This is a genomic window from Neisseriaceae bacterium CLB008, from assembly GCA_041228285.1.
In the GTDB taxonomy this organism is placed as follows: Bacteria; Pseudomonadota; Gammaproteobacteria; order Burkholderiales; family Neisseriaceae; genus JAGNPU01.
In genome coordinates this window covers 12,734-34,684 of sequence record CP166133.1, presented here as the reverse complement: position 1 = coordinate 34,684, position 21,951 = coordinate 12,734, and the positions used below count along the sequence as shown (strand labels likewise).

Sequence of the window (21,951 nt, the reverse complement as noted above, 5' to 3'; positions counted from 1 at the left end):
TTGAATGTATAAAATAACTCAGTATATTCAATATTATTTTCCAATCCTTAACTTACTCCCAAGTGTAGTTTCATTACTGATAAGCTCTAGGACCCTGTAATAAACCTAGCAAATAAATCTTTTCCTGGTATACTTTCCATCTACTATTATTGAACTATGTAAAAATGAATCCTCCTATTAAAGTAATTGATTTATTCTCTGGGCCTGGCGGGCTAGGTGAAGGCTTTTCTGCACTTAAAGATGCTGATGGCAAACCCATATTCAAAATAGCTATTTCAATTGAAAAAGAAGCCAGCGCTCACGCAACTTTACGGTTAAGGGCTTTCTATAGACAATTTGGGGACAATGTACCCGATGAGTATTTTGAGTTTATGAAAGGTAATTTAGGAGAAAAGCCCGAGGAAAAGTTATATTCATTATTCCCTAATGAATATAAAGCAGCTGATGAGGAAGCTCTGTGCCTTACCCTTGGCCAAGATAATGACCAAATATTTAAATCGATCGAGAAATCAATTGGTCACGACGAATGTATTTTAATTGGCGGCCCCCCCTGCCAAGCATATTCACTTGCAGGGCCAGCACGAAACAATAAAAACTATATTGCAGAAGACGACCATCGAAATTTCTTATATAAAGAATATTTAAAAGTCATTGCTAAATTTCAACCAGCTGTTTTCGTTATGGAAAACGTAAAAGGCATGCTCTCCGCAAAAATCAATGGGAAACCTATTTTTGACAGTATATATCGCGACTTACAAAACCCAACTAAATTTGGGCTAGAACAAGGTTCGTATACAGTAAATCACCATAACTACAAACTGTTCTCACTTGTCTCAAGCCCACTCACTAGCAATGACGTAGATCATCCGCCTCAAGACTTTATAATCAAATCAGAAAACTATGGAATTCCACAAAAACGCCATAGAGTAATAATTCTTGGTATAAGAGAAGATATTGCGGACAAATGGAATAGCTCAATGTTGCTAAAAGAGGAAAAAAAAATTGTCACTGTTAAGGATGTGCTGAATGGCTTACCAGAACTTAGAAGCGGCCTATCGAAGGTAAAGCATCACACCCGAGAGGATTGGACTAACGCGGTTATTAGTATCAAAAAAGAAGTCATTCCCGCCTTATCAAAATCAAAAATATATAAACATAATGTTATTGCTTGTGAACTTAAAAATATTATTAAAAATTTTCAAGCCCCTATTAATGAGCAAGGTAGTATTTTTGGCCTGCAGGCCAAGAAAATAAACTCACGTAATGAAATACTGAACAACTGGATTCATGACGAAAGGCTGAATGGTTATATTTCAAATCATGAAACCCGTGGCCATATCGAAAAAGATCTCCATAGATACTTATTCTGCAGTGCTTGGGCGGTTTGCGCAGAAAGGGAAAACTGGGATATAGCTACCCCAAAATCTAATGACTATCTTGATGAATTAGTGCCCAATCATGCAAATTTCAAATCTGGTAAATTTGCAGATCGATTCAGAGTTCAAGCACCGCATATTCCAGCAACAACAATTACGAGCCACATCTCTAAAGATGGACACTACTTTATTCATCCCGATCCAAAGCAATGCCGCAGCCTCACTGTCAGAGAGGCTGCTAGAATTCAAACATTTCCTGACAATTACTTTTTTGCAGGCAGTAGAACAGAACAATATGTCCAAGTAGGTAATGCAGTCCCCCCATTACTTGCCAACCAAATTGCTACATCTGTAATGAAGCTATTACTTAAGTAAAATCATAATAACTCAGACTGTATAATATGATAAGTATAGTGTTACACACCGCTCTACTTAATACTCATGACAATTAATGTTAAGTCTAAACAGTAAATTATATCAAAGTCTTATTAACTTAACAGCTCTATTCTTTCCTTGCATTATTAAGAATAAAAATAGTTTTAGGTAAAGCCATCCATGCGTACTCACTTAGGAGATCAAGTAATTATTTTGTTGAGCGGATAGTTATATTATGGTAAACCTCACCGAAATCTAGCTTCAGCAGGGTTTACTTCCACACTCCAAATTATATTTTTGAGTACTCGTCAATTGAACATATAACACTTGAGTAATGGGAGTTAGCTAGCATTGTCCAACAATCTGCTTTTTTGGCCCACTCTGATATCATTTTCCCTTGAGCCGTCTCATATAGATAACTTTGAACCTCTTCAGCCCAAATCAATATTTGCCTACTAAGCCCTTCTGATATTGCTTGATTTTTCCAGATCATTGCCAAATCAATCTTTTCCCCTAGAGTTTTTGCAATTAAAGACACAACATACGCAGTGATATTAGCTTGGTAAGCAGGAAATTGAGGTCTTATAAGCTTTTGAGCCGTCTTAAAAAGAATAGTTTTGGCTATTGTTTCTTTATAATAAGTGACATCATAATTAATATCCTTACCACTTTCTTCATCTCTTTGGACCAGCTCCATAAATGCAATAAAGTTTTTTTGTCCTCCTAGGCTAACCAAGTCTGGACGTTGTTCCCAAGCACAAAGGTATTTAGCTAATTCTGTTTTTGTAATTTTTCTACTAGTTGGTATACATGATTGGATCCGCTTAACTCCTGCTGGAGTTCTACCCTCCCTCTCAAGCATTACTTTATAGCTACCGCTTGCTCTCTCATAGAACCACCTACTTACTCCATCAGGGCAATAAGTAGATAGAGCCAATTTTTCTAAATGGATATGGTATGGTTTATTTGCAGAAAGATCAGATTGTCGTACTGCATTTTGACTATTTGCGTAACGAGAAATATCTGATATTAATTGCTCTTCCTCGAGCGGATCTGTTTTCTTTAATACAATAATTTTCGCTGGCACATATACTGCTTTTAAATTAATATGCGGGTTCTTTTTTTTTGTAAAAAACATGGATGCTGTGGTTTGGCCACCATTAACTATTTGCATCCCTTTTAACCACGAAATACCAATACCACCATCATCTAATCTTCCTAAATTAGCTTCATCTGCAATAATAACTACCCCATTGTTATAAGCCATAAATCGTTCTGGTTGATTTAGCAGAGTATCTCTGATGCCTCTATTCACTTTTCCTGTCTGACTTAAAAAAGACCTAACATTGGCCTCTAATATACGAGAACCATATTTTTCATAGATATGTCGCAACGCCTCACCAGGAATGACTGTCATCGCATAATCATATTCTCCCTCCTCATTTGGTACCCAAACACATGGTAGAGCTCCTCCAGAAACAACTTCAAAATTTACTACTAACTCATCCCTAGGCTTACCTTCTTGTAAATGATTGAACAATCTAGAGATATCGACTACCTCAAGCTTAATTGTTTTACCCTGTATTTCTCTACTTTTAAATTGTCGAGTCTTAACAACTCTATCCGTTAATACATAAATACGTATCTGATCGAATGTAGCGTAGCCATCCTCAATTGTACGGACTAATGAATACGCTTCATGAGACTCATCCATTTTGGTAGAAAGCTTTTTCTCAACGCAGTAATTGAGAAATCTCAAACAACGCTCTGCAGCTGTTTTAATTTCTGAGTCCGGTATACTTACTAATTCTCTAGTTCCGTTATACTCACTTACATATAGATCTAACTGCTCCCCATCCTCTGAAATTGCAAAGCCACTAAGTCGTAATATTCCTTGTATATTAGAATAATAATGACAGATTTCAGGATCGAACGTCATTCCTATCTCACTCATATGCCGTGCAACTATTTCGGCGAAAATAAGCTCCGTATATAAATTTTGTTTCCCTGAATCATCGTCACGAGCCAAGACTTCTTCCGCAATCTCATCTTGAATTCTTCTTAAAAAATCGACCAATTCCATTTATGCCATTCCTAATCTTTGAACAACAATTTTCATCTCCACAGAATCTATCATTAGTGGCGTTAAATTAATCTCATACTGAGCTTTATTTATATACACAGCAATATTTTCAGGTACTAATCTTGGGAAATTTTCATCAACCAACCAAAATAAAGATTTTTCAACCTTAAATTTACGAATATAGCATTCCGCATCACTTTCTAAATACCCACACCTAAGAAGCAAGTTATTAAACTTAGCAAGTTCGCCAGGATAACTCTTTAATTTAGTTGCGACTAAGTTAACCCTATCTACAAGCGTTTGTCCTTCGGGACTAATAGAAAACATATTACCATTCAAAAACAAAGGTGATACTTTACTAATATCCAATTGTTCTAGTGAACCAATCTTCACAATCATTCCAGCTCTTGAGATTGTACTTTTAGTTTCAACCGCACCATTTCTAAACTCAAAGTCCTTTATCCCCCCTAAAGGTCCTTTCCATGAAGCGATTACTTCGGGTGTCGGTATGTTCAAAGAAAGTAATCTGTATAATATTTCTAGCTCCCCTACTAATCCAAGTTCAGCTTCGGGGGATAGGGGTCTTCTATCTCCGTCCATAAATGAAAGCCATGCATTAATTCTATTAATAAATACAGAGGCTAATTTACTTTCACATAATGTTTGATGTTGAATTACGGTATGACAAATATCTGTCACCATTTTTGTAAATAGTTCAATATCTCCTTCATTTTGTCGTACCACAACAAAACCTGGCCCCAACTCACCTTTTAAAGGTAGAACTTTAAAACCTTGTGCCATAGGAAGACTTGAGTTAGCGTTGTCATTTTTAATTTTAAAAATGATAGCTTGCTCCCTATTAAGAGAGTTATAACTTACTAAAATGGACCAGTTATTATACTTATACAAATCAATAGACACCCACCCTTCAGGATCATCAATAGCGGATAGAGCCCTCCACGCAACAGTAATTTGCTGACTAATTGATAGATCCATACAAGTTCTCCCATTCAATATTATTTACTTTATATTCAACCTTGTTATCAATTTTGCTTTTAGGAAAACTACATGCAAAACCTACATATGGTGCCAAACTATTCTTTTCATCATCCAAACTAATATCCGCAGAATCTTCAGGGAGATATAAAATTAACAAGCCGACTTCTGGTCTTTTTCTCCCACGAACAGCACGACTACTTATTCCGCTTGGATATTCTATATTTATATCCAAACTGTCATGATTTAAGCCCTTCTTAGTTAATTCAATAGCTTCATCCCACTCTTCTTGGCTTAAGTCTAAAGATTCATCAGAAGGTGATAGCAATCGACGAATAGAATAGCGGTCATCATGACTTCCATTTCTGGTCCGTTGGGCCCTATTAACCGTAATTGATTCTGATACGTTTATTGGGTCATTAGAGATACTTCCTCCTATCAAGGCTATATTCCAAAATATTAGTTCTCCTTGATTTACCATTCCTTTTATATAACTACGTAACATTTTACTATTTGCTTTGAGTGATTCTGGGTGAGTTTGATACTCCTCGAGAAAATCTAAAACATTAGCATATGAGGCATTTTCCCAATAAAAATACCCAGATTTAGTACGCTTACCCCTAGAAGCACTACGGGTATGTAAGGGTACTTTTTTTTCCTGATCAACCTTATTTACTAAGTCACTGAAGGCCTCAAAATTAGTTCTACGTATTTCTTTATCTTTAATAAAGCTTACAGTTTCACTTACAGTACCACTAAATGATAAGTACAACGACTTTGCCGTTCTCATTTTCAAAGGTGAGGTTACCATTAGGGTTGGATGTGACTGTACTTTTAATCCATAGTCTCTCGGAGTTTCTCCGCTATCCATCATTAAATTAAACTCTTCTCTCAACTCTAGCGAAGCATCTGCAATATGTTCAAACCATTCCACTAATTCTGACGTAGTATAAAGCCTACAAAGATCAAGATACCCTCCCCTATAGCCAAACCATCGCCCCATTTGCATTAGGGTATCGTACATCCTAGATGCTCTTAAAAAATAACTAACACATAACCCCTCTAAAGTTAAGCCCCGCGCTAATTTATCTCCACCAATTGCAATCACTTTTAAACCACTCGCACTATCAGCATAATCTAAAGCATCTTTTGCCGTGCCATTAATCATTCTCACATTAATTTGCCCAACTATCTCAGGAAGTATACTTTCCACAGTATCCCAAGATGGTAATGAATCTGGGCATAAATCAGAAACTTCTATATTCATCTGCATATTAGTGGGAATAAAATCACTTTCCCAAAGTTTTTTTAACCTTAATAGAACTTTACTATCATCAATTCCTCTAATAAGTCTTTGACTTATTTTTTCAATGTACTCTCGTACTTTCACATATACTTCATGTTGAACAAGATTAAAACGAGTGACGTGTATTAGCATAGAGCTATGCTCCATCCCTTGCTTACGTAAATGTCTTACAGAGCAAGCAATAAGAAAAGAGTCAATTGCTTGCACTAAAGAGGAGGGGAAACCAAACTCAGATATATGATAAGGCTTATGCTCACTTTTATGTTTTAAAGGCATCCACCCACCTAATCCGTCTTCGGTCATGTGATCGTATATCTCATGGATAATTGGCAATTGGTTTTTTCTTGCTCCGGTCCCATCATTTAAACCAAATATTTTGGATGGACCTATATAATTCGAAGGGGAGGCTAAATTCAAAATAAATGATTCTGGGAATAAATCCTTACCCTCCTTTTGCGTTTCCGCTTGTTCATGAATATAAATATTTGCGAATGGTGTCGCGGTGTAACCAACATATGCTTTTCTAGCAAACAAATGCAGTATTTGCCTAATAAGACTATTTATCGCTTTTGGCTCATACTTTTCATCAGGGAAACCCATGTCATCAAATACTTGCTCACCAGTATCAACCGAAGCATGATCAGCTTCATCATCAATGATTAATAATGGAAAGTTTCTAACAATTTTTTGTCCCGCTTCTAAACCCTGAGTATCTGCTACATGTTTCTCAATCCATTTACGCAATCTTTCCAAAACTCTTTTATTTTTCTTCACTACAAATAACCAGGGCCGTTGCTCAGGACTAATCCCGATACCATTCGCTAATTTATCGCTAAAATCACCCTTTTCGGTTCTGTTTGTTACATAGTTAGGCCGTAAGACTCCTGAATCAATATTTCCCACACCAATTATTCTAATTTTTGAAGGATCCGGATGTGTTTCATATCCTAAGAATCCCTCATCTAAACGCATTTGAGTCTGTGCTCTTAAGTTATTATGCATACCTGCTAATACAATAATAATCTTATAACCTGCGTCAGCAGCTTTACATATCAAACCAGTAAAATTTCCAGTTTTACCAGACTGAACATGGCCAACAATTAATCCCCGTCTATCCCAAGAGCCTAATCTTTCTGGGTCTTCCAATAAACTTAGAATGGTATCTGTAGAGGTATCTAAAGCTTTTAATGAGGCCCAAGGTAGCTTTTTATCTTGCCATTCTTTATAACGCTGCCAATACTTCCATTCTTTTTTTCTTTCAATCGTTAACCATGGAATATGTCCAGTGTTATTGCATAAAATATTATCTTCTCCAATCCAGACACTATACCGCCGAATAAGCTCATCTATGACATAGTCACGATCTAAGCTCTCTTGGAACCTTGGGTCCAGTAATAATGCTAAATCTATTTTTTCATTAATCAAACTTGGGGTAATTTGATTAGTTTCTTGGTAATTTAATAAAAGCGTTTGTACTATTTGTATGACCTGTTTCTCATTTTCATTAAACAACATGGCATTTGTCTCTCTTTAAATATTTCAATCATCTAGCATGGCAATCAAATTTGGATAGTTATTAAATGGCTCTGTACATTGCAGACTAAACTTAGCCTCACGGCTCGTCATTCCTTTTATTTCAATCATGTTTTTATATGCTAAAGATATTACCTCAAACACAGCTTCTGAAGACTCTCCAGAAAAACTTGTTAATGGTATTTCTGTATTTTCTGCTGTATCTAACCATATTCTTTGGACTGGTACTGTTTCTTCAATAATTTTTAACATCATGTTTAAATCAGTACGAAACTCTTCCGCCTTTTTCAAAACAGAATAAATTATCGGATGACTTAAATCTATTTTATATCGTATTCCCGAATTAGAATGCTCCACCCGCCATGCCTGCTTAATCTCCATCTTCTCACTAGCACTTTTAGTCACTTGTCCCCTAGAAACAAATACTCTACGAGCTCGTTTTCGTGTATCTTCCGCATGTCTAGCTAACCAAGGGCGCAAATACACTGGTGGCCGTGCAGTCGCTTTACGAATATCAATCCCCCACTCTTGATCCATGGAGTTTGGTATATCCAGTTTTATTCTTGCAAATTTATGCATTTCATCTTTTACCCAATATTTCCCACCTAAGCGATGAGACTTAAGGCCAAGCCAACTACCTGCCACTAGTAATCTTTTGTTTCTATAAATATAAAACCCCTGCTGTGCAACCCAACCATTAGGCCCTTCTAATAGATCAAACTCTTTAGCAGTTAAATGATCTTTATGAGGCAAAACATGACACTCTATTTTAATTTTAGTCTCATTAAATGATTGGGTAGGAGAGTTCCACGGTTTAGATGGATGGTTTAGTAAAAATGGATCCCAAGCCTTAACATCCCTATTATTGATTTTTATTGTAAACAAAGCATTGCTTTGATCTAAATAGCGATGAAAAACCATTGACAAATGAGCTTCAACTCGATCTAGCAAAGCTAACCAATCATCAATAGTAAATTGATCTGATATTATTCGATCCAATTCATCCCAAATAACTATCGTTCCATATCCCAAACCTCTTAAATCTTGGGTTAACTTGTGAAACTCTGGAAATGGGCCCTCTAAAAGATGCCAGAATCCATCTGTTTGATTCCTGAGTACATCAAGATCCCACCTTAAGCTATTAACACTATCATCCTTACTGGATATGACTGTAAGCCTCCTGCATTGAGAAAATGAAGCTGTTTTTAAACCTAATCCAAAACGGCCTAGATCATTCTCTCCTCTCGTCTCTAAAGGATTTCTACCTCCCAGTCTCATAGCTATATCAATAGCTTCAGCATTCATACCAAAGCCATCATCTTTCACAACGATACGACTATTCTTTCCATCCCATTCAAAAAAGATCTCTATATTCTTTGCATTTGCACTAATACTATTGTCAATAATATCTGCTAAGGCGGTTTCTGTGTTATAACCCATCCCCCTCAAGGCCTCTATCATTGCACTAGCTTGAGGTGGAGCATGGCGTGATTTAATCTTATTAGTCATCTATTAATATTCCTGTATCTACTACCCAAAAATCAGAGCCTAAGAATTCCAAATATATTTTTCTTTAGTTTATTTATTGCTTTCAATTCAATTTGCCTAATACGCTCTCTCGTTAAATTGAACTGTTGCCCTATTTCTTCCAAGGTTAAATCAGCATCATCCCACAACCCAAACCTTAACTTAATAACTTCCCTCTCACGATCATCTAAACGACAAAGGCTCTTTAAAACTATATATTTTAATTCTTTACTAAAACATATATCTTCTACACTTCTATCATCGTTCACAAAATGATAATTGCAAAATAATTTTTTCCCATCCAAACTCAAATCGCTGAATAAAATGGTTTTACTATTCTCCATAAAAGCTACTACTTGGATTTCATCATCCAATGAGATAGGACTAGTGTTAATAGAAGAGCTATTTACATCAAGATCTTTTTTAGTTAAATCTAATTTATTCGCCTCTATGGCTGCTATTTTTTCTTGTATATGAACAGGCAACCGTATAAAATATGCACTATTCGCAATAGCCCTTGTAATCCCCTGCTTAATCCACCATGTTGCGTATGTCGAAAATTTGTATCCTAACTGATAATCAAATCTTTCAACTGCTTTAATCAAACCAATATTCCCTTCCTGAATTAAATCTTCTAAAAGTAACCCTGACCGTATATACCTTTTAGCAAAATGAATAACTAATTTTAAATTTGCACAAATAAAGCGATCTTTAACACGTCTATATTGTTTAATTATTTTCTGAATTTCTCGATCAGTAGTAGAGTTTAAATACTTAGACGATAATCTGAGAAGGATCTGGAGTTTACTTTCTTCGGGTCTTGGTAAATAGCTACTGCTATTTACACTATTTGGATACACTCTTATACAAGCCAATAGCATTCCAAAACTTTCAAATCCATTTTGATTACTAAACTCATCATCAGTGCTCTCAATACAAAAAAGCTCTTCTATATGCATCCATTCGATATCAGAAACTAAAGCCAGATTCTGAGCTAAATTATAGATACATAAATTCATTTGAAAACCTAAGCGCTCTTCTTCATTTTTATCGATCGCCAAGCCTTTATTTACTTCATTGAAATACATCTCGTAAGAAGAGTATTTTTGCGTGACCTCAAGATCTAACCCTTCTAGGGCTTCAATAAATAAATTTTTATTATCATATCCATCAGTACCACTTTTCTCAAAAAAATCATAACTGCTATTATCAATACAAATAGACAAGTCAGAGAATATATTTTCAATAATATTAATAATAGGTGTAGATATCGACTCTCCTAAATCGCATGTAGCAGCCTCTAATATTTGCGGATACAGAACAAACCCATCTCTATACCCTTGAGCTAATAATTTATATAAGTTCTTATATTCCTTATACAGCTTATTCTTATTATTAACTAAACTAGGTAACGTAACCTGGATATCAGACCAATCGGTAATACTTGAATCAATAATAGTATGTTTTATAATTTTTTCATGTTGCTTCTTAGCATCAACAAAACACGTATCATCATTAAGAGGAACTTCAATATCTTCCTCAGCTTCCCAATCGCTGACTAAAGCTAAATCCTCAGAAGATATCTTCTCCGGAGTAAAATCAATACCAGCCTCTTTACTTATGTCATCACCTAAAATATTTAATGTAGTTAAAGGTAGGCAAAAACTTCTTCTCTCCTCCAAGAGCTTTGTTACAAACATATGTAACTCATCATTTTCTTTTAAATAATCAAATATGCCTTTGCCGTAATTATCTTTAATCTCAACGCTTGCCCCTTCACTAATTAAATAATCTATTATTTTCTTTTTATTAAATAATATAGATAGCATGAGTAAACTTCGCCCCGTACCATCAATGGCCTCAATATAACCATCTTTTTTAAGATATAATTTAATTACATCTAAAGATCCAGCCTTTACAGCTACCTTAGTTAGAGGGTTTAATTTTTTTTTCTTTATGTCCATATATGTATCTTTGCATAAAAGCTATTACATATTAATTAAACTAGATAATATCTATATTAACTAATAGCATATACCTCATCAAAATCCCAGCTGTTTATGACTAAAATAATCACTTATTATGAATATTTACAATAATTGAAATTTATTGCAATTAACCATGTTTAACTTTTAAATCTAATCATTAGTAATCAAATAAAAATAATCTCTAATAATTATTTCTTTATTGCTCAACAAAACTATCTATAACCATATATAAATAGCAATAATTCATATTTTTTAATACAATAAATTAAGCACCCGTATTATTGTCAAAAATACAATATACTAAATATCTACAATGTACCAAAAAATGACCTCATCCTACTACAACCAACACGCCCAAGCCTTCATCAACGACACTCTAACCGTCGAGATGGAGGCTCTGTACGCGCCTTTTTTGGCGCTGCTGCCACCTGCCGCCCACATCCTCGACGTGGGCTGTGGCTCTGGTCGTGACAGCCTCTATTTTCAGGCCAAAGGCCATCGCATCAGCGCTTTTGACGCGGCCGAAGAAATGGTGGCGCAGGCGCGTGTCGTAACGGGTTTAGACATCCAACACGGTTCATTTTTTGAGATCGCAGCGGTAGATGAGTATGACGGCGCTTGGTGCTGTGCCTCTCTATTGCATTGCCCACCAGAGCGCTTGGTTGAAGTGTTACAGCGCCTGCTGACGGCGCTTAAGCCTGGCGCCGTATGCTATGCCTCGTTTAAATACGGCTCTGGCGTGAGGGCACACGGTGGGCGGGTGTTCACCGACATGAATGAAGTAGACTTTGCGGCCTTGCTCGCGCAGCTGCCTGACGCAGCGCTACTGAGCCAATGGCTGACGGGCGATCGCCGCCCAGAGCGCGCCAGCGAACAATGGTTTAATGCCTTAATCCAAAAGGCTCAAGCATGAGTAAAGCCTTTTACCTGGCCGACCCCACGCTCGTCGACTATTGGCGAGCGTTGATTTTATTGGGGCAAAACACCGCTAGCTATAAATTTGCCCTAGCCAAAACCTTATTAAACCTAAAGCCAGAGGCTGGCCAGCTATTGCTGCCTGATGATTTAACACCAGCATTTGCCGCAGAATTAAGCCAGCACATTAAAGAAATGCCCAAGCAGTCAACGCGCGCCCATCTGCCGTTGGTGGCGGCCGCTCAAGCCTTCCATCAAGGCGACACCACCCAAGGACAATGGGAAGACGCCGTGCGCCGAACGGGATTCACCTACGTTTTAGACGCCTTTCATCGCCTCGGCCCTGACGACATCGCCACGCCTTTTTATGTCCGCGCGGCTAAGGGCATCCTCATCACCGACGCCTTTGCTGAGCTGCAACAGCAGCAGGCTTTTAACGGCCTCATGAACGAGGCCGAATCACGCTGGCGCTTGGTTGAACAGGCTTGGGCCCTAAAGCTCAGCCGCAGCCATATCTACATCGGCTACGACGACGCAGATCAATCCCTATTCGTGCAGCAGCCCTTGCGCCGACGCACGGTTACATCTTCAAGATCAGCTTTAAATGGTTATCAAAAAGGCCACTGCTTCTACTGTCATGGCGACATCGACATCAGCGGCCAAGGGCTGCTGCCCGACGTAGACCACTTTATGCCCCATCAGCTCAAAACCATTTGGGGCCATGACCGCTATCGCCTGGACGGCATCTGGAACTTGGTTTTAAGCTGCCCAAGCTGTAATCGCGGCGAAGGCGGCAAGTTTGGGCGACTGCCAGCGCCGTCTTTATTGGCACGGCTGCATCAGCGCAACGAGTTTTTAATCAGCAGCCATCACCCCCTACGCGAAACCCTAATCCAACAAACCGGCCCAACCGTTTCCGCACGCCAACGCTTTATACAAGACGTTTATACAGAAGCAGGCAAATCTTTGCCTATGACGCCGTGGCTGCCTAAGTCGATTTAACGACTGGCCATGAAACGGGCAGGAAGATGAAGTGATACAAGAAGATAGCCATTAGCTCGCCGCGCTGGCCATAAAGTGAAGCCTCCGTCCCCTTTAGCCGCCGAGGTGGGTTCCAGATAAGGATCGACTACAGACGAAAGACAACCATCAATCAATAGCGACATAGCTCAAACCTTTGGGAAATTGGAAGCTTATGGTGGGCACGCTGCGCTTTGCACCACCCTACATGAGCTGGCCGCAGCACTACCTAGGTTACAAACCTAAAACCCAGTCAAGTATTGTCTTTACACATCAATAAATTGCAATGGCAAAACTTTAAAAAGTTTGCCACAGATCACCCAAGGAACGGATGCTTTCGGATGATAGCTAAACGCCCCTTGTGCATATACGTCATTGTCCGTGGTCACCCTAATGTCGCCATTGGGGCCATGCTGTAGACGGCGAAACGTCATCAAATCACCAAATCTCAGGCAATACACCCCATCACCTATAAACCGATGAACGGTATGGTCCATCAAGACCATGCTTTGTTTCGGTATCGTGGGCGCCATGCTGTCGTCACACGGCACCATCAAACACACGTCATCATGATGGCTTAAGCCAAGCTGGTCATACGCTTGAGCCGAAGAAACTTCTATGCTTTTCAACCAAGGTGAGGGCTGGATCGTGGTATCCACCTGCTCATCGCCAAACCGAAAACGCACCGTTGACGTCAATGTCGCTGCTTCAAGGCCATCGACCCACGCTTTAGACACGTCAAACGTATGCGCAATATGCTCCAGCATGTCGTCACCAATGCGCCTCTTATGCGCCTTTCCTTCTGGATACAGCATTCTCGACACATAGGAATGTGGGCGATCGAGCCGATCTGCCAAAAGCGAAATTTTATTCTGGCAAAACTGCTTTTTTAAAAATAATAGGCGCTGACGACGACGTTCATATTTATCCATAACTCATTATTACGATGACAGCCCTACAGGTAAACAACCCTAAGGAAATACTGACAAAGTTCAGCCTAAAAATGAGCAATAGCGATTCGCTAATTCAAAACAAATCAAGACAAAAAACCTTTAATTATTAACAAACTAATCAATATAAAGCGACATTTACGCCTATTTTTCGCTTATTCACCACAGGTTTAGAAAAATAAAACGCTTTTGTCATTTTATTTCCCAAGGGAAATATTTTTATGAAAAAATAATAACCAAATGACATATAAAGGAGACCCCCATGCTCAGCCTCATCATCATTCTCGCCCTCCTAGCCGCCATCGTCATCGGCTACCGCACTAAATTCAACGTCGGCCTCATCGCCCTCTTTTTTGCCTATGTGATCGGCTGTTTCGTCATGGACTTACCCGCGTCGGCGCTGTTGGCCAAATGGCCGATGGGCATTTTCTTTGTGATTTTCGCGGTGGCACTGTTCTACAACATCGCCTTGATCAACGGCACCTTAGAAAAGCTGGCGCTGTGGGTGGTGTATGCCCTGCGCGGCACGCCGCGGCTGTTGCCGTTTGCGCTGTTTGCTGCGGCGCTGGTGGTCGCGGCCTTGGGCGCGGGCTTTTATACGGTGTTGGCATTTATGGCGCCAATTACCCTGCTCTTGTGCGACAAGGTCAAGATGAGCCATCTGGTCGGGGCGGTGGCGATTAACTGTGGGGCGCTGGTTGGGGCCAATTTCATGATCAGCGGCAGTGGGGTGATCTTTCGGGGGCTAATGGACCATGCCGGCTACGGCAGCGAATCGTTTGGCTTTTCATTCGCCATTTTCGCCGCCACCTTCGCCTATGCGCTGGTACTGATTGCGCTGTTTTTATTCTTACCCAAAAGCAACCGCAGCATAGGCCAAGACATAGAGTTGGCGAGGCCAGAGCCGTTTGCCCCCAAGCAAAAAATCAATCTGCTGCTCATCGTGGTGATGATGCTCATCATTCTGCTGCCGCCGGTGCTGGCCTTTATTTGGCCCGACGTGGCCGTCCTTAGCTGGCTCAATGCGCGCATCAATGTGGGCTGGGTGGGTTTGAGCATGGCCGTGATCGGGCTGATGTTGGGCCTAGCGGATGAAAAAACCGTCATCGCCAAAGTACCGTGGGAAACGCTGATCATGATTTGCGGCGTAGGTGTGCTGGTGGGATTGGCCATTGAGGCCGGCACGCTGGACATCATTGCCAGCTGGATCGGCGGCAACATCCCCATCATTGCGGTGCCCTTAGTCATTGGCCTGGTGGCGGCCATCATGTCGTTTTTCAGCAGCACCTTAGGCGTGGTCACGCCGGCGCTGTTCCCGCTGGTGCCGGCCTTGGCCTTCACCACGGGGCTAGACCCGATGCTGCTGTTTATCTGCATCGTGGTGGGGGCTCAATCCAGCGCCATCTCACCGTTCTCATCCGGCGGCAGCCTCATTCTCGGGGCGGTGGCCGATGCCGATGCGCGGGCGCGCCTGTTCCCGCAGCTGATTTTTGTGGCGGTGCCGGCCAGCGTGGCCTTGTCTTTGCTCGCCAGCGTCCTCCTCAGCCTCTTTTTATGAAAAGGAATCCATATGTCTGATCTTCACATACCCAACGGCGCCGCAGCCAGCACCCTCATTCGGGTAGACACCCACGCCCATGTGTTTCACCCCGACCTGCCCATGGTGGCCGAGCGTCGCTATACGCCCAGCTACACCGCCAGCATCGACGATTATCTGGGCCATCTAGACCAACACCAGCTCAGCCACGGCATTCTGGTTCAACCCAGCTTTTTAGGCACCGACAATCATTATTTACTGGCGGCGCTGGCCAGCGCGGGGCCGCGCCTGCATGGCATTGCCGTCATTGATGTCGACACGCCTTGGGCCGATCTAGCGGCCATGGCCCAGGTCGGCGTGGTAGGCATTCGCTTTAATCTGGTCGGCACCCACCTGCCTGATCTGAATGCGCCCGCCTGGCAGGCGCTGCTGCCCCATTTGGCATCACTGGGCTGGCAGGTACAGCTACACGGCAACGTGGCCCAGCTGTTGGCCATGCTCCCGCCGCTGCTGGATCAAGGCCTAAACGTGGTCATCGACCATTTTGGCCGCCCCCAATACGTCGATGCGCTGGTGCAGGATCACGCTTATCACCAGCTATTAGATCAGGCGGCCGAGGCGCGCACGGTCTGGTTTAAGCTGTCTGGCCTGTACCGCATCAGCACCGATCCTGCCGAGCAGTTTACCTTTACCAGCACCGCCATACCGCTACTCCTGCGTCGGCTTGGGCCAGAGCGCTTGCTGTGGGGCAGCGACTGGCCGCACACCCAACACGAAACGCTGGTGAACTACGCCGCCACGGTGGCGCAGCTGTCTGACTGGCTGCCGGATGAAGGGCTACGCCAAACGGTGCTGGGGGCTTCGGCTCAGGCGCTGTTTCGGCTTTAGGCAAGAGTGGGCAAGGCCGCTTTTCCTATCCTCAGCATTCCCCTACAATGGTGGCTCCTACCTTGAGGGCTTTACCCATGTCGATCCACACCCAACCCTTGGCCATACTGGCCTTATCCTTAAGCCTAGGCTTGGCGCCGCTGTGGGCGCATACCTTAACGGTAGAGATTGAACCGCAAGGCACTGCTGGCTTAGTGATGGATCGTGAAGGCAGCTATTTAGCCGACGCCCAAGGCCAGCCTGTGGCCTATTTTGGCGGCTGGGACGGTTGGGGTAAAGAAGCCGTCGCGCCGGCCAGCGTGACGTTCAAAACGCTGTCGGCCTTGCCGACCAGCCTCAATATTGTGTGGTTAGACGGCGACGATGATCAATTTTGGGGCGGGCGCATGGCGCTGCCGCGCCAAGACATTGTGCGGCTCTTGCGCCAACACCCGCAAGAAGGCTTTAGCCGCTTAATCGTGAGCTTGGCCGACAAGGGCCGACTCACCCTATGGCTGGGCAGTAGCCAACACGAAGTGCAGCTAGGCGATGAATGGCAGGCGCAAAAAACCGATCGACCATGGGCCGACTTTATCGGCTCCTTACCGTCAACACGGCAGAGGCAAAGCCGGGCCGAGTTTGTCAAAACCGAAACCAAGCGCCGCACCAATCCCTATAACGATGAATTATTTGTGTTTCTTGCCGAAAAACAACCCATCGCCAATTTCACCTACCGAATTACCCGCGACGATGGCTTTCACTACTGTGGCCACAGCAATGCCCAAGGCGAAACTCGGCGAGTGAATACGGGAACAACTACGGCCAATCTAGCCGTCTACAGCGGCACTTGTACGCTTTTAGAGCAAGAGCCTGCGACGCCTAATCCGATACGCATCGTGCCCAACGTCATCCGATCGATGCAGCGGCTGTTGCCCTACTGAAATAAACCCCCTGTCCTAGGTGCACAGCCTTAATCTTGATCACAGAGCGGCACCCTTTTATGTTCAGATCATCACCTCCGTGATCAACCATAATTACCACACCACAATAAAGCCCTAAGTCATTGAAAAATATAAATGTCCATTTAATCATCCCTCTTAGCATTTTTTAAAATTGACACCGACATATGACTTTGTTTTAATCAGACACTTAGATTATATCCTGTGCATTTTTAATGAGATCGGAACCAACTTATGGCCATGTATAAAATAGCGTTAACGGCAGCCGCTGTTTTAATCCTCAGCGCTTGCGGCGGCGGTGGCGGTAGCAGTTCACCCAACACAGACTCAACGGAAAAACCTGGTCCAAACCAGTCTTCACTGAGCAATGTACCCACAGCGTATCAGTCGGCTGTTAAGCAGGCCAAGGACTTTGCCCCCTATGAAGATTCCGATCTGATCTACACCCAGCTCACCATTGACGGCAAAACTGTGCGCCATGATGAGAAGATTGATTTTTCTTCTTTAAAAGATGGGTTTTCTGATAAAAAAGTCACCCTAAATTATCAGGATGATTCTGGCCGTAAAGGCAATGCAGAAGCCACGATGAAGATTTATCAACAACCCTACTCTATGGTGATTGGCACCTTAGTCACCAAAGATTCTCTGAATCTTTCTGAAACAGGTAGGCTGTCGATTGATCATGTTCGCGGTCTCACCACCACGGAACAGGGATTACCCACCACCGGCACCTTTACCTATAACGGCGTGGCCTTTAGCGATAAAGAGCAAGGCACGCTCAGCTACAATGTCGACTTTGATGCCCGTACAGGCAGCGGCGCCATTTCTGGCCTTAATACCTATGGTCAAATCACCTTAGCCAAAGGCCACATTAATAAAGCCATGAATCAAGACATGGTCGGTATGGGCATCATGGGCCAAATGAGCGCAAGCAAACAGCCCAACGGCGGCGGCTTTTACGAGCTTGGCTTTTTCGGCCCCAACGCTGAAGAAATTGCGGGCGCAGCCTACTACGGTGACATCGTCAATACCGAAATCGGCTTCGCGGGCAAACGCTAAGCGAGTGTAAATAAGGCCGCCGAAAGCGGCGGCCTTTTGACTTTTTAACGATGGCGACCGCATGGCTTACTCTTTTTTACGGTTTCACTGCGGTTTTGCCGCCTGTTGTGCTGTGTATCCTATCCTGTCTGTAGCCGCCACGCCTTCGGCCTTACTCAATCCCAATTTCGACGGCGGCGCCTTAGTACAGCAAGCTGTACCTAGCGACCACAAACCCACCATTAGCGCGCCTGCCCAACCAACCACCAGCGTACTGGTCACTGATGTTGACCTCAGCCAACTGCGGCCCAGCCAGCTATTGCAAGATCAGCCTTTAACAGAACAGCTCCTACAGCAAGCGCTACAGCAAAAACAATGGCCACTGCTGGCCAAAATCATCCCCATTTATGCCCAAATACCCACACACGACTCGATTTTATTAGCCTATGCGCAAGGCGCGCTTTGGCGCCAGCAAGGACATCACGAACAGGCCATTAAAGCCTATCGTCACATCGTAGCGCAACAGCCTAACCTGCTTTACGTTCGATTCGACCTCGCGGCCATGCTCTATGAAAATAAAGAATACACGGCAGCCCAAGACCAGTTCATTAAGGTGAAGTCGGCCAATGGCCAACCCAACATTCAACACTTAAGCAACCAATACCTTGAGGCCATTCAACGAAAAATGGGGTGGGACATTCAGCTAGGGATGCAATACGTTAAAAACGACAACGTCAATAACGCCTCTTCGGTAAAGGAGTTTAACCTTGGCCCTTACCGCTTTACCAAAAACGATGACACACTGCCCAAAAAAGCCAATGGCATCAGCGCTTATTTCAGCGCCCACAGAGAATTCAATCTTAAGGGCAATCACTTTGCCACCCTTACCGCCCAGCTAAACGGTACGCGCTATTGGGACCAACCGGACTATAATGAGCACACGTTTAAACTCGAAGGCGGTTATAAATACCAAACCATTCATGCCAGCTTGGCCTTTACCCCGTTTGTGGAACAAAACTGGCTAGATGATCAACGCTATGGCCACCATCTGGGCCTGGTTTCTGAGTACAGCCGCTGGTTGTCGCCCCGAACGCAGGCTATTGGCGCCTATACTTACGCCCATAAACGCTATGCCGACGCTGCCTTACGCCGCTATCAAGGCAACTTACATGCTTTTTCCGGCACTCTGGCCCATTTTATGTCGCCCACCTTCATGCTGCATGGCGGCCTAGATCATCAAATCGACCGTCTTCAGGCTGTGGATGAATCTTCTAAAAAAATCAGCGCCCGCATTGGCTTTGCCAAAGAGCTGGCCGGGGGCATCAGCACCCGAGTCAACTTGCGCTATGGCCAACGCCAATTTGACGCTCCCCATTTTTTTCTAAACCAAACCAGAAAAGACACCGAATACCAAGCCAATCTTGCCCTATGGCACCGCGCCTTGCATTTCAAAGGCCTCACGCCTAAGCTGAATGTGCGCTATCAAAAAATTCGCAGCAATCTGCCCGCTTTTTACAGCAGGCAAAATCAACAATGGTATGTCTCGCTAGAAAAAACGTTTTAAACACACACAGCCTTCATTAGGTAAAGATAGGCAAATTAACCATGTTTTTAGCATGGTTAAGCTATGATCGAGCACATTGACCTTCTTTTCGATTTCTGACCACTCTATGCGCAAAACCTTCATCATTTTTGGCTATCGGCTGAGCCGCCCCTTGTATCAACGCGCCTATAAAACCAAGCCCGCTTGGCGCTTGGACTTGGCGAAAATGACGGCCTATCCCAACGACAGCTTGGGCCAGGCCCTGGGGCAGTTTTTAAGCCAGCACCGCTACACCCTCTTGTCTCAGTTTGAAGACCATGACGTGGCCCACGTACTGACGGCGATTCCGCCGACGGTTTTGGGCGAGATCGAAATGCAGTATTACCTATGGGGCAACGGCAAACGCAGCCCCTATCTGCGCATGGTGTTGATCACCGGCCTCCTGCTCTACCCAGAACAATGCCGCCGCTTTTGGCGCGCCAAACGGCAAGGCCAGCAGGCGCATCCTTTTTATCGCGAAGATTTTTTGCGCCTTTTAAGCTGCGATGTGGCCGATCTGCGCCGCTGCTTTAATATCCATACCCACCACGCCTAAACGACTTTCGCCCCAACGATCCACACCGTTGGGGCGAAAGCATCACTCAGGCTGCATTAAGCGCCTAATAGCCAAATCAAGCCATTGAGCGACGCCACCCCCACGATGACGCTCACAAAAACGTTGCGCCAAAACACATAGGTTAACAGCACGGCGCCGAGCGCCAGCACTTCGGCACTCAGGCGCGGCAGGCTAAACTTAGCCTCGCTCAGACTCAGGCTAGCCAAGATCAACACCACCATCACGCTGATCGGCAGGGCAAAGTTAAGCGCCCGCAATATGCGCGAATCCAGCCACTGCTTGGGCACTAGGGTTGGGAAGGCGCGCAATAAAAAAGTAATCACGCCCATGCAGACCGTACCGGCTAAAATCAAGGTGGTGTTCATGCGGCCTCCTGAGACAACAGCAGGCTACGCGCCAAGATCACCAGCATGCACAGCACTAAAGCCAGTACCAGCACAAACTGGGGCATGAGCCAGGCGCCGAGGGCAAAGGCCACGATGGCCAGCGCGCTCGGCCACCAAACCTGCTTGGCCTTAACCTGCTCAAACCACAAAATTACGAATAAACAGGCTAAAGCGAAATCTAAGTTCGGCACCAAATGAGCCAGCTGTTGCCCCACCAGCAGGCCCAGAATCGTCGCCCCAATCCAATAGCCGTGCACCAACACCGCCATTTTGAAAAATACGGCCTTTTGTTCTGGCTTGGACAAGGTCGTCATCAGCGAAAAGCATTCATCGGTGAGGGTGAACAGGCAATAGCTGCGCTTGAGCCGACTTTTAGGCAGCGCATCGAGCAGCGGCAAGGCATACAGAGCGTGCCTAAGGTTAATGAGCAAGGTGTTAAAGCTGATGCTGAATAGGCCAGCGCCGCTGGCAAACAGCGGAATGGCGGCGTATTGAGCGGCGCCAGAAAAGGCCACGATACTGATGAAGATGCTCACCCACCAAGGAATACCCGCTACGCTGGCGAGCACGCCAAAGGCGGCGCCAGCGGGCAGATAGCCCATGGCGATGGGTAGAGACACTTTAATGGCCTGAGGCCAGCTGTAACGAAGCGGCGCCGCAGGGGTCGCCGCTGTAGGGTCAATCATGAAAGGGCTTTCAGCTGAGCATTAATAATGAGGGGGAATGTCGTCGAATAAAGAGCGCGGCTCATCGCTGCCGTCGCCGCCTTTGTCCATGCCTTGCTGATACAGCATGCGTAGCTGTGCCTGCTGTAGGTCTAGCTGCGCCTGTAGTTCCGCCATACGGCGATTTAAGGCGTCCAAGAGCTCGTCCTGTAAGGCCAATTTAATTTCGGCCTCGATCAGCCGCTCGCTTAAGGTGTCTATGTCGTTCATT

Annotated in this window: 18 protein-coding genes; 9 read left to right on the top strand and 9 right to left on the bottom strand. The window is 43.7% G+C overall.

Features of this window, described 5'->3' with window-relative positions; all coding sequences use genetic code 11:
* Positions 1–164 precede the first annotated feature (164 nt).
* On the top strand, positions 165–1,751 hold the full coding sequence (locus tag AB8Q18_00160; protein XDZ51503.1) for a DNA cytosine methyltransferase: 1,587 nt from the start codon (positions 165–167) through the stop codon (positions 1,749–1,751).
* A 289-nt stretch (positions 1,752–2,040) separates the two neighbouring features.
* On the opposite strand, the gene AB8Q18_00155 is transcribed toward AB8Q18_00160, so the two are convergent.
* The 5 genes from AB8Q18_00155 to AB8Q18_00135 are packed head-to-tail and all read right to left on the bottom strand — an operon-like array spanning position 2,041 to position 11,160.
* Positions 2,041–3,834: an AIPR family protein gene (locus AB8Q18_00155; protein ID XDZ51502.1), complete on the bottom strand. Its 1,794-nt coding sequence runs from the start codon at positions 3,832–3,834 to the stop codon at positions 2,041–2,043.
* On the bottom strand, positions 3,835–4,830 hold the full coding sequence (locus tag AB8Q18_00150) for a PD-(D/E)XK motif protein (GenBank protein ID XDZ51501.1): 996 nt from the start codon (positions 4,828–4,830) through the stop codon (positions 3,835–3,837). It lies immediately after the preceding gene.
* A complete protein-coding gene (locus tag AB8Q18_00145; protein XDZ51500.1) occupies positions 4,814–7,651 on the bottom strand; it encodes a Z1 domain-containing protein in 2,838 nt (945 codons plus the stop codon). Before AB8Q18_00145 ends, AB8Q18_00150 begins: the two co-directional genes overlap by 17 nt.
* 24 nt (positions 7,652–7,675) lie before the next feature.
* Positions 7,676–9,178, bottom strand: coding sequence for an ATP-binding protein (locus tag AB8Q18_00140; GenBank protein XDZ51499.1), 1,503 nt, complete (start codon positions 9,176–9,178; stop codon positions 7,676–7,678).
* Positions 9,179–9,210: 32 nt separating this feature from the next.
* Positions 9,211–11,160: a sigma-70 family RNA polymerase sigma factor gene (locus AB8Q18_00135; protein XDZ51498.1), complete on the bottom strand. Its 1,950-nt coding sequence runs from the start codon at positions 11,158–11,160 to the stop codon at positions 9,211–9,213.
* Between the two features lie 349 nt (positions 11,161–11,509).
* Here AB8Q18_00135 and AB8Q18_00130 point away from each other — a divergent pair, with 349 nt between their 5' ends.
* Together AB8Q18_00130 and AB8Q18_00125 are read left to right on the top strand one after the other, a co-directional pair.
* On the top strand, positions 11,510–12,097 hold the full coding sequence (locus AB8Q18_00130; GenBank protein ID XDZ51497.1) for a class I SAM-dependent methyltransferase: 588 nt from the start codon (positions 11,510–11,512) through the stop codon (positions 12,095–12,097).
* On the top strand, positions 12,094–13,101 hold the full coding sequence (locus tag AB8Q18_00125) for a hypothetical protein (protein ID XDZ51496.1): 1,008 nt from the start codon (positions 12,094–12,096) through the stop codon (positions 13,099–13,101). The genes AB8Q18_00130 and AB8Q18_00125 overlap by 4 nt, the downstream gene beginning before the upstream one ends.
* Positions 13,102–13,385: 284 nt before the next feature.
* Here the strand turns inward: AB8Q18_00125 and AB8Q18_00120 are convergent, their stop codons facing one another.
* A complete protein-coding gene (locus AB8Q18_00120; GenBank protein XDZ51495.1) occupies positions 13,386–14,051 on the bottom strand; it encodes a helix-turn-helix transcriptional regulator in 666 nt (221 codons plus the stop codon).
* Positions 14,052–14,331: 280 nt separating this feature from the next.
* Here AB8Q18_00120 and AB8Q18_00115 point away from each other — a divergent pair, with 280 nt between their 5' ends.
* The 6 genes from AB8Q18_00115 (at position 14,332) to AB8Q18_00090 (ending at position 20,608) form a co-directional block, all read left to right on the top strand.
* The gene (locus tag AB8Q18_00115; protein XDZ51494.1) at positions 14,332–15,627 is read left to right on the top strand and encodes an SLC13 family permease; all 1,296 of its coding nucleotides are present in this window, start codon (positions 14,332–14,334) and stop codon (positions 15,625–15,627) included.
* 12 nt (positions 15,628–15,639) lie between these two features.
* Positions 15,640–16,494 (top strand): amidohydrolase, encoded by an 855-nt coding sequence (locus AB8Q18_00110; GenBank protein XDZ51493.1) that lies wholly within the window; start codon positions 15,640–15,642, stop codon positions 16,492–16,494.
* A gap of 77 nt (positions 16,495–16,571) precedes the next feature.
* Positions 16,572–17,414, top strand: coding sequence for a DUF2931 family protein (locus AB8Q18_00105; protein ID XDZ51492.1), 843 nt, complete (start codon positions 16,572–16,574; stop codon positions 17,412–17,414).
* A 252-nt stretch (positions 17,415–17,666) separates the two neighbouring features.
* Positions 17,667–18,491, top strand: a complete 825-nt coding sequence (locus AB8Q18_00100; GenBank protein ID XDZ51491.1) for a factor H binding protein domain-containing protein — start codon at positions 17,667–17,669, stop codon at positions 18,489–18,491.
* A gap of 61 nt (positions 18,492–18,552) precedes the next feature.
* Positions 18,553–20,034: a surface lipoprotein assembly modifier gene (locus AB8Q18_00095; protein XDZ51490.1), complete on the top strand. Its 1,482-nt coding sequence runs from the start codon at positions 18,553–18,555 to the stop codon at positions 20,032–20,034.
* A 106-nt stretch (positions 20,035–20,140) separates the two neighbouring features.
* Positions 20,141–20,608: a Coq4 family protein gene (locus AB8Q18_00090; GenBank protein ID XDZ51489.1), complete on the top strand. Its 468-nt coding sequence runs from the start codon at positions 20,141–20,143 to the stop codon at positions 20,606–20,608.
* 56 nt (positions 20,609–20,664) lie between these two features.
* On the opposite strand, the gene AB8Q18_00085 is transcribed toward AB8Q18_00090, so the two are convergent.
* From AB8Q18_00085 to AB8Q18_00075, 3 genes are read right to left on the bottom strand one after another with little or no spacing between them, the layout of a single operon-like run.
* A complete protein-coding gene (locus AB8Q18_00085; protein XDZ51488.1) occupies positions 20,665–20,994 on the bottom strand; it encodes an AzlD domain-containing protein in 330 nt (109 codons plus the stop codon).
* Positions 20,991–21,701, bottom strand: coding sequence for an AzlC family ABC transporter permease (locus AB8Q18_00080; GenBank protein XDZ51487.1), 711 nt, complete (start codon positions 21,699–21,701; stop codon positions 20,991–20,993). Before AB8Q18_00080 ends, AB8Q18_00085 begins: the two co-directional genes overlap by 4 nt.
* A gap of 21 nt (positions 21,702–21,722) precedes the next feature.
* Positions 21,723–21,950 carry a SlyX family protein gene (locus AB8Q18_00075; GenBank protein XDZ51486.1) on the bottom strand — a complete coding sequence of 76 codons (228 nt, stop codon included), beginning with the start codon at positions 21,948–21,950 and terminating at the stop codon, positions 21,723–21,725.
* Position 21,951: the final 1 nt, after the last annotated feature.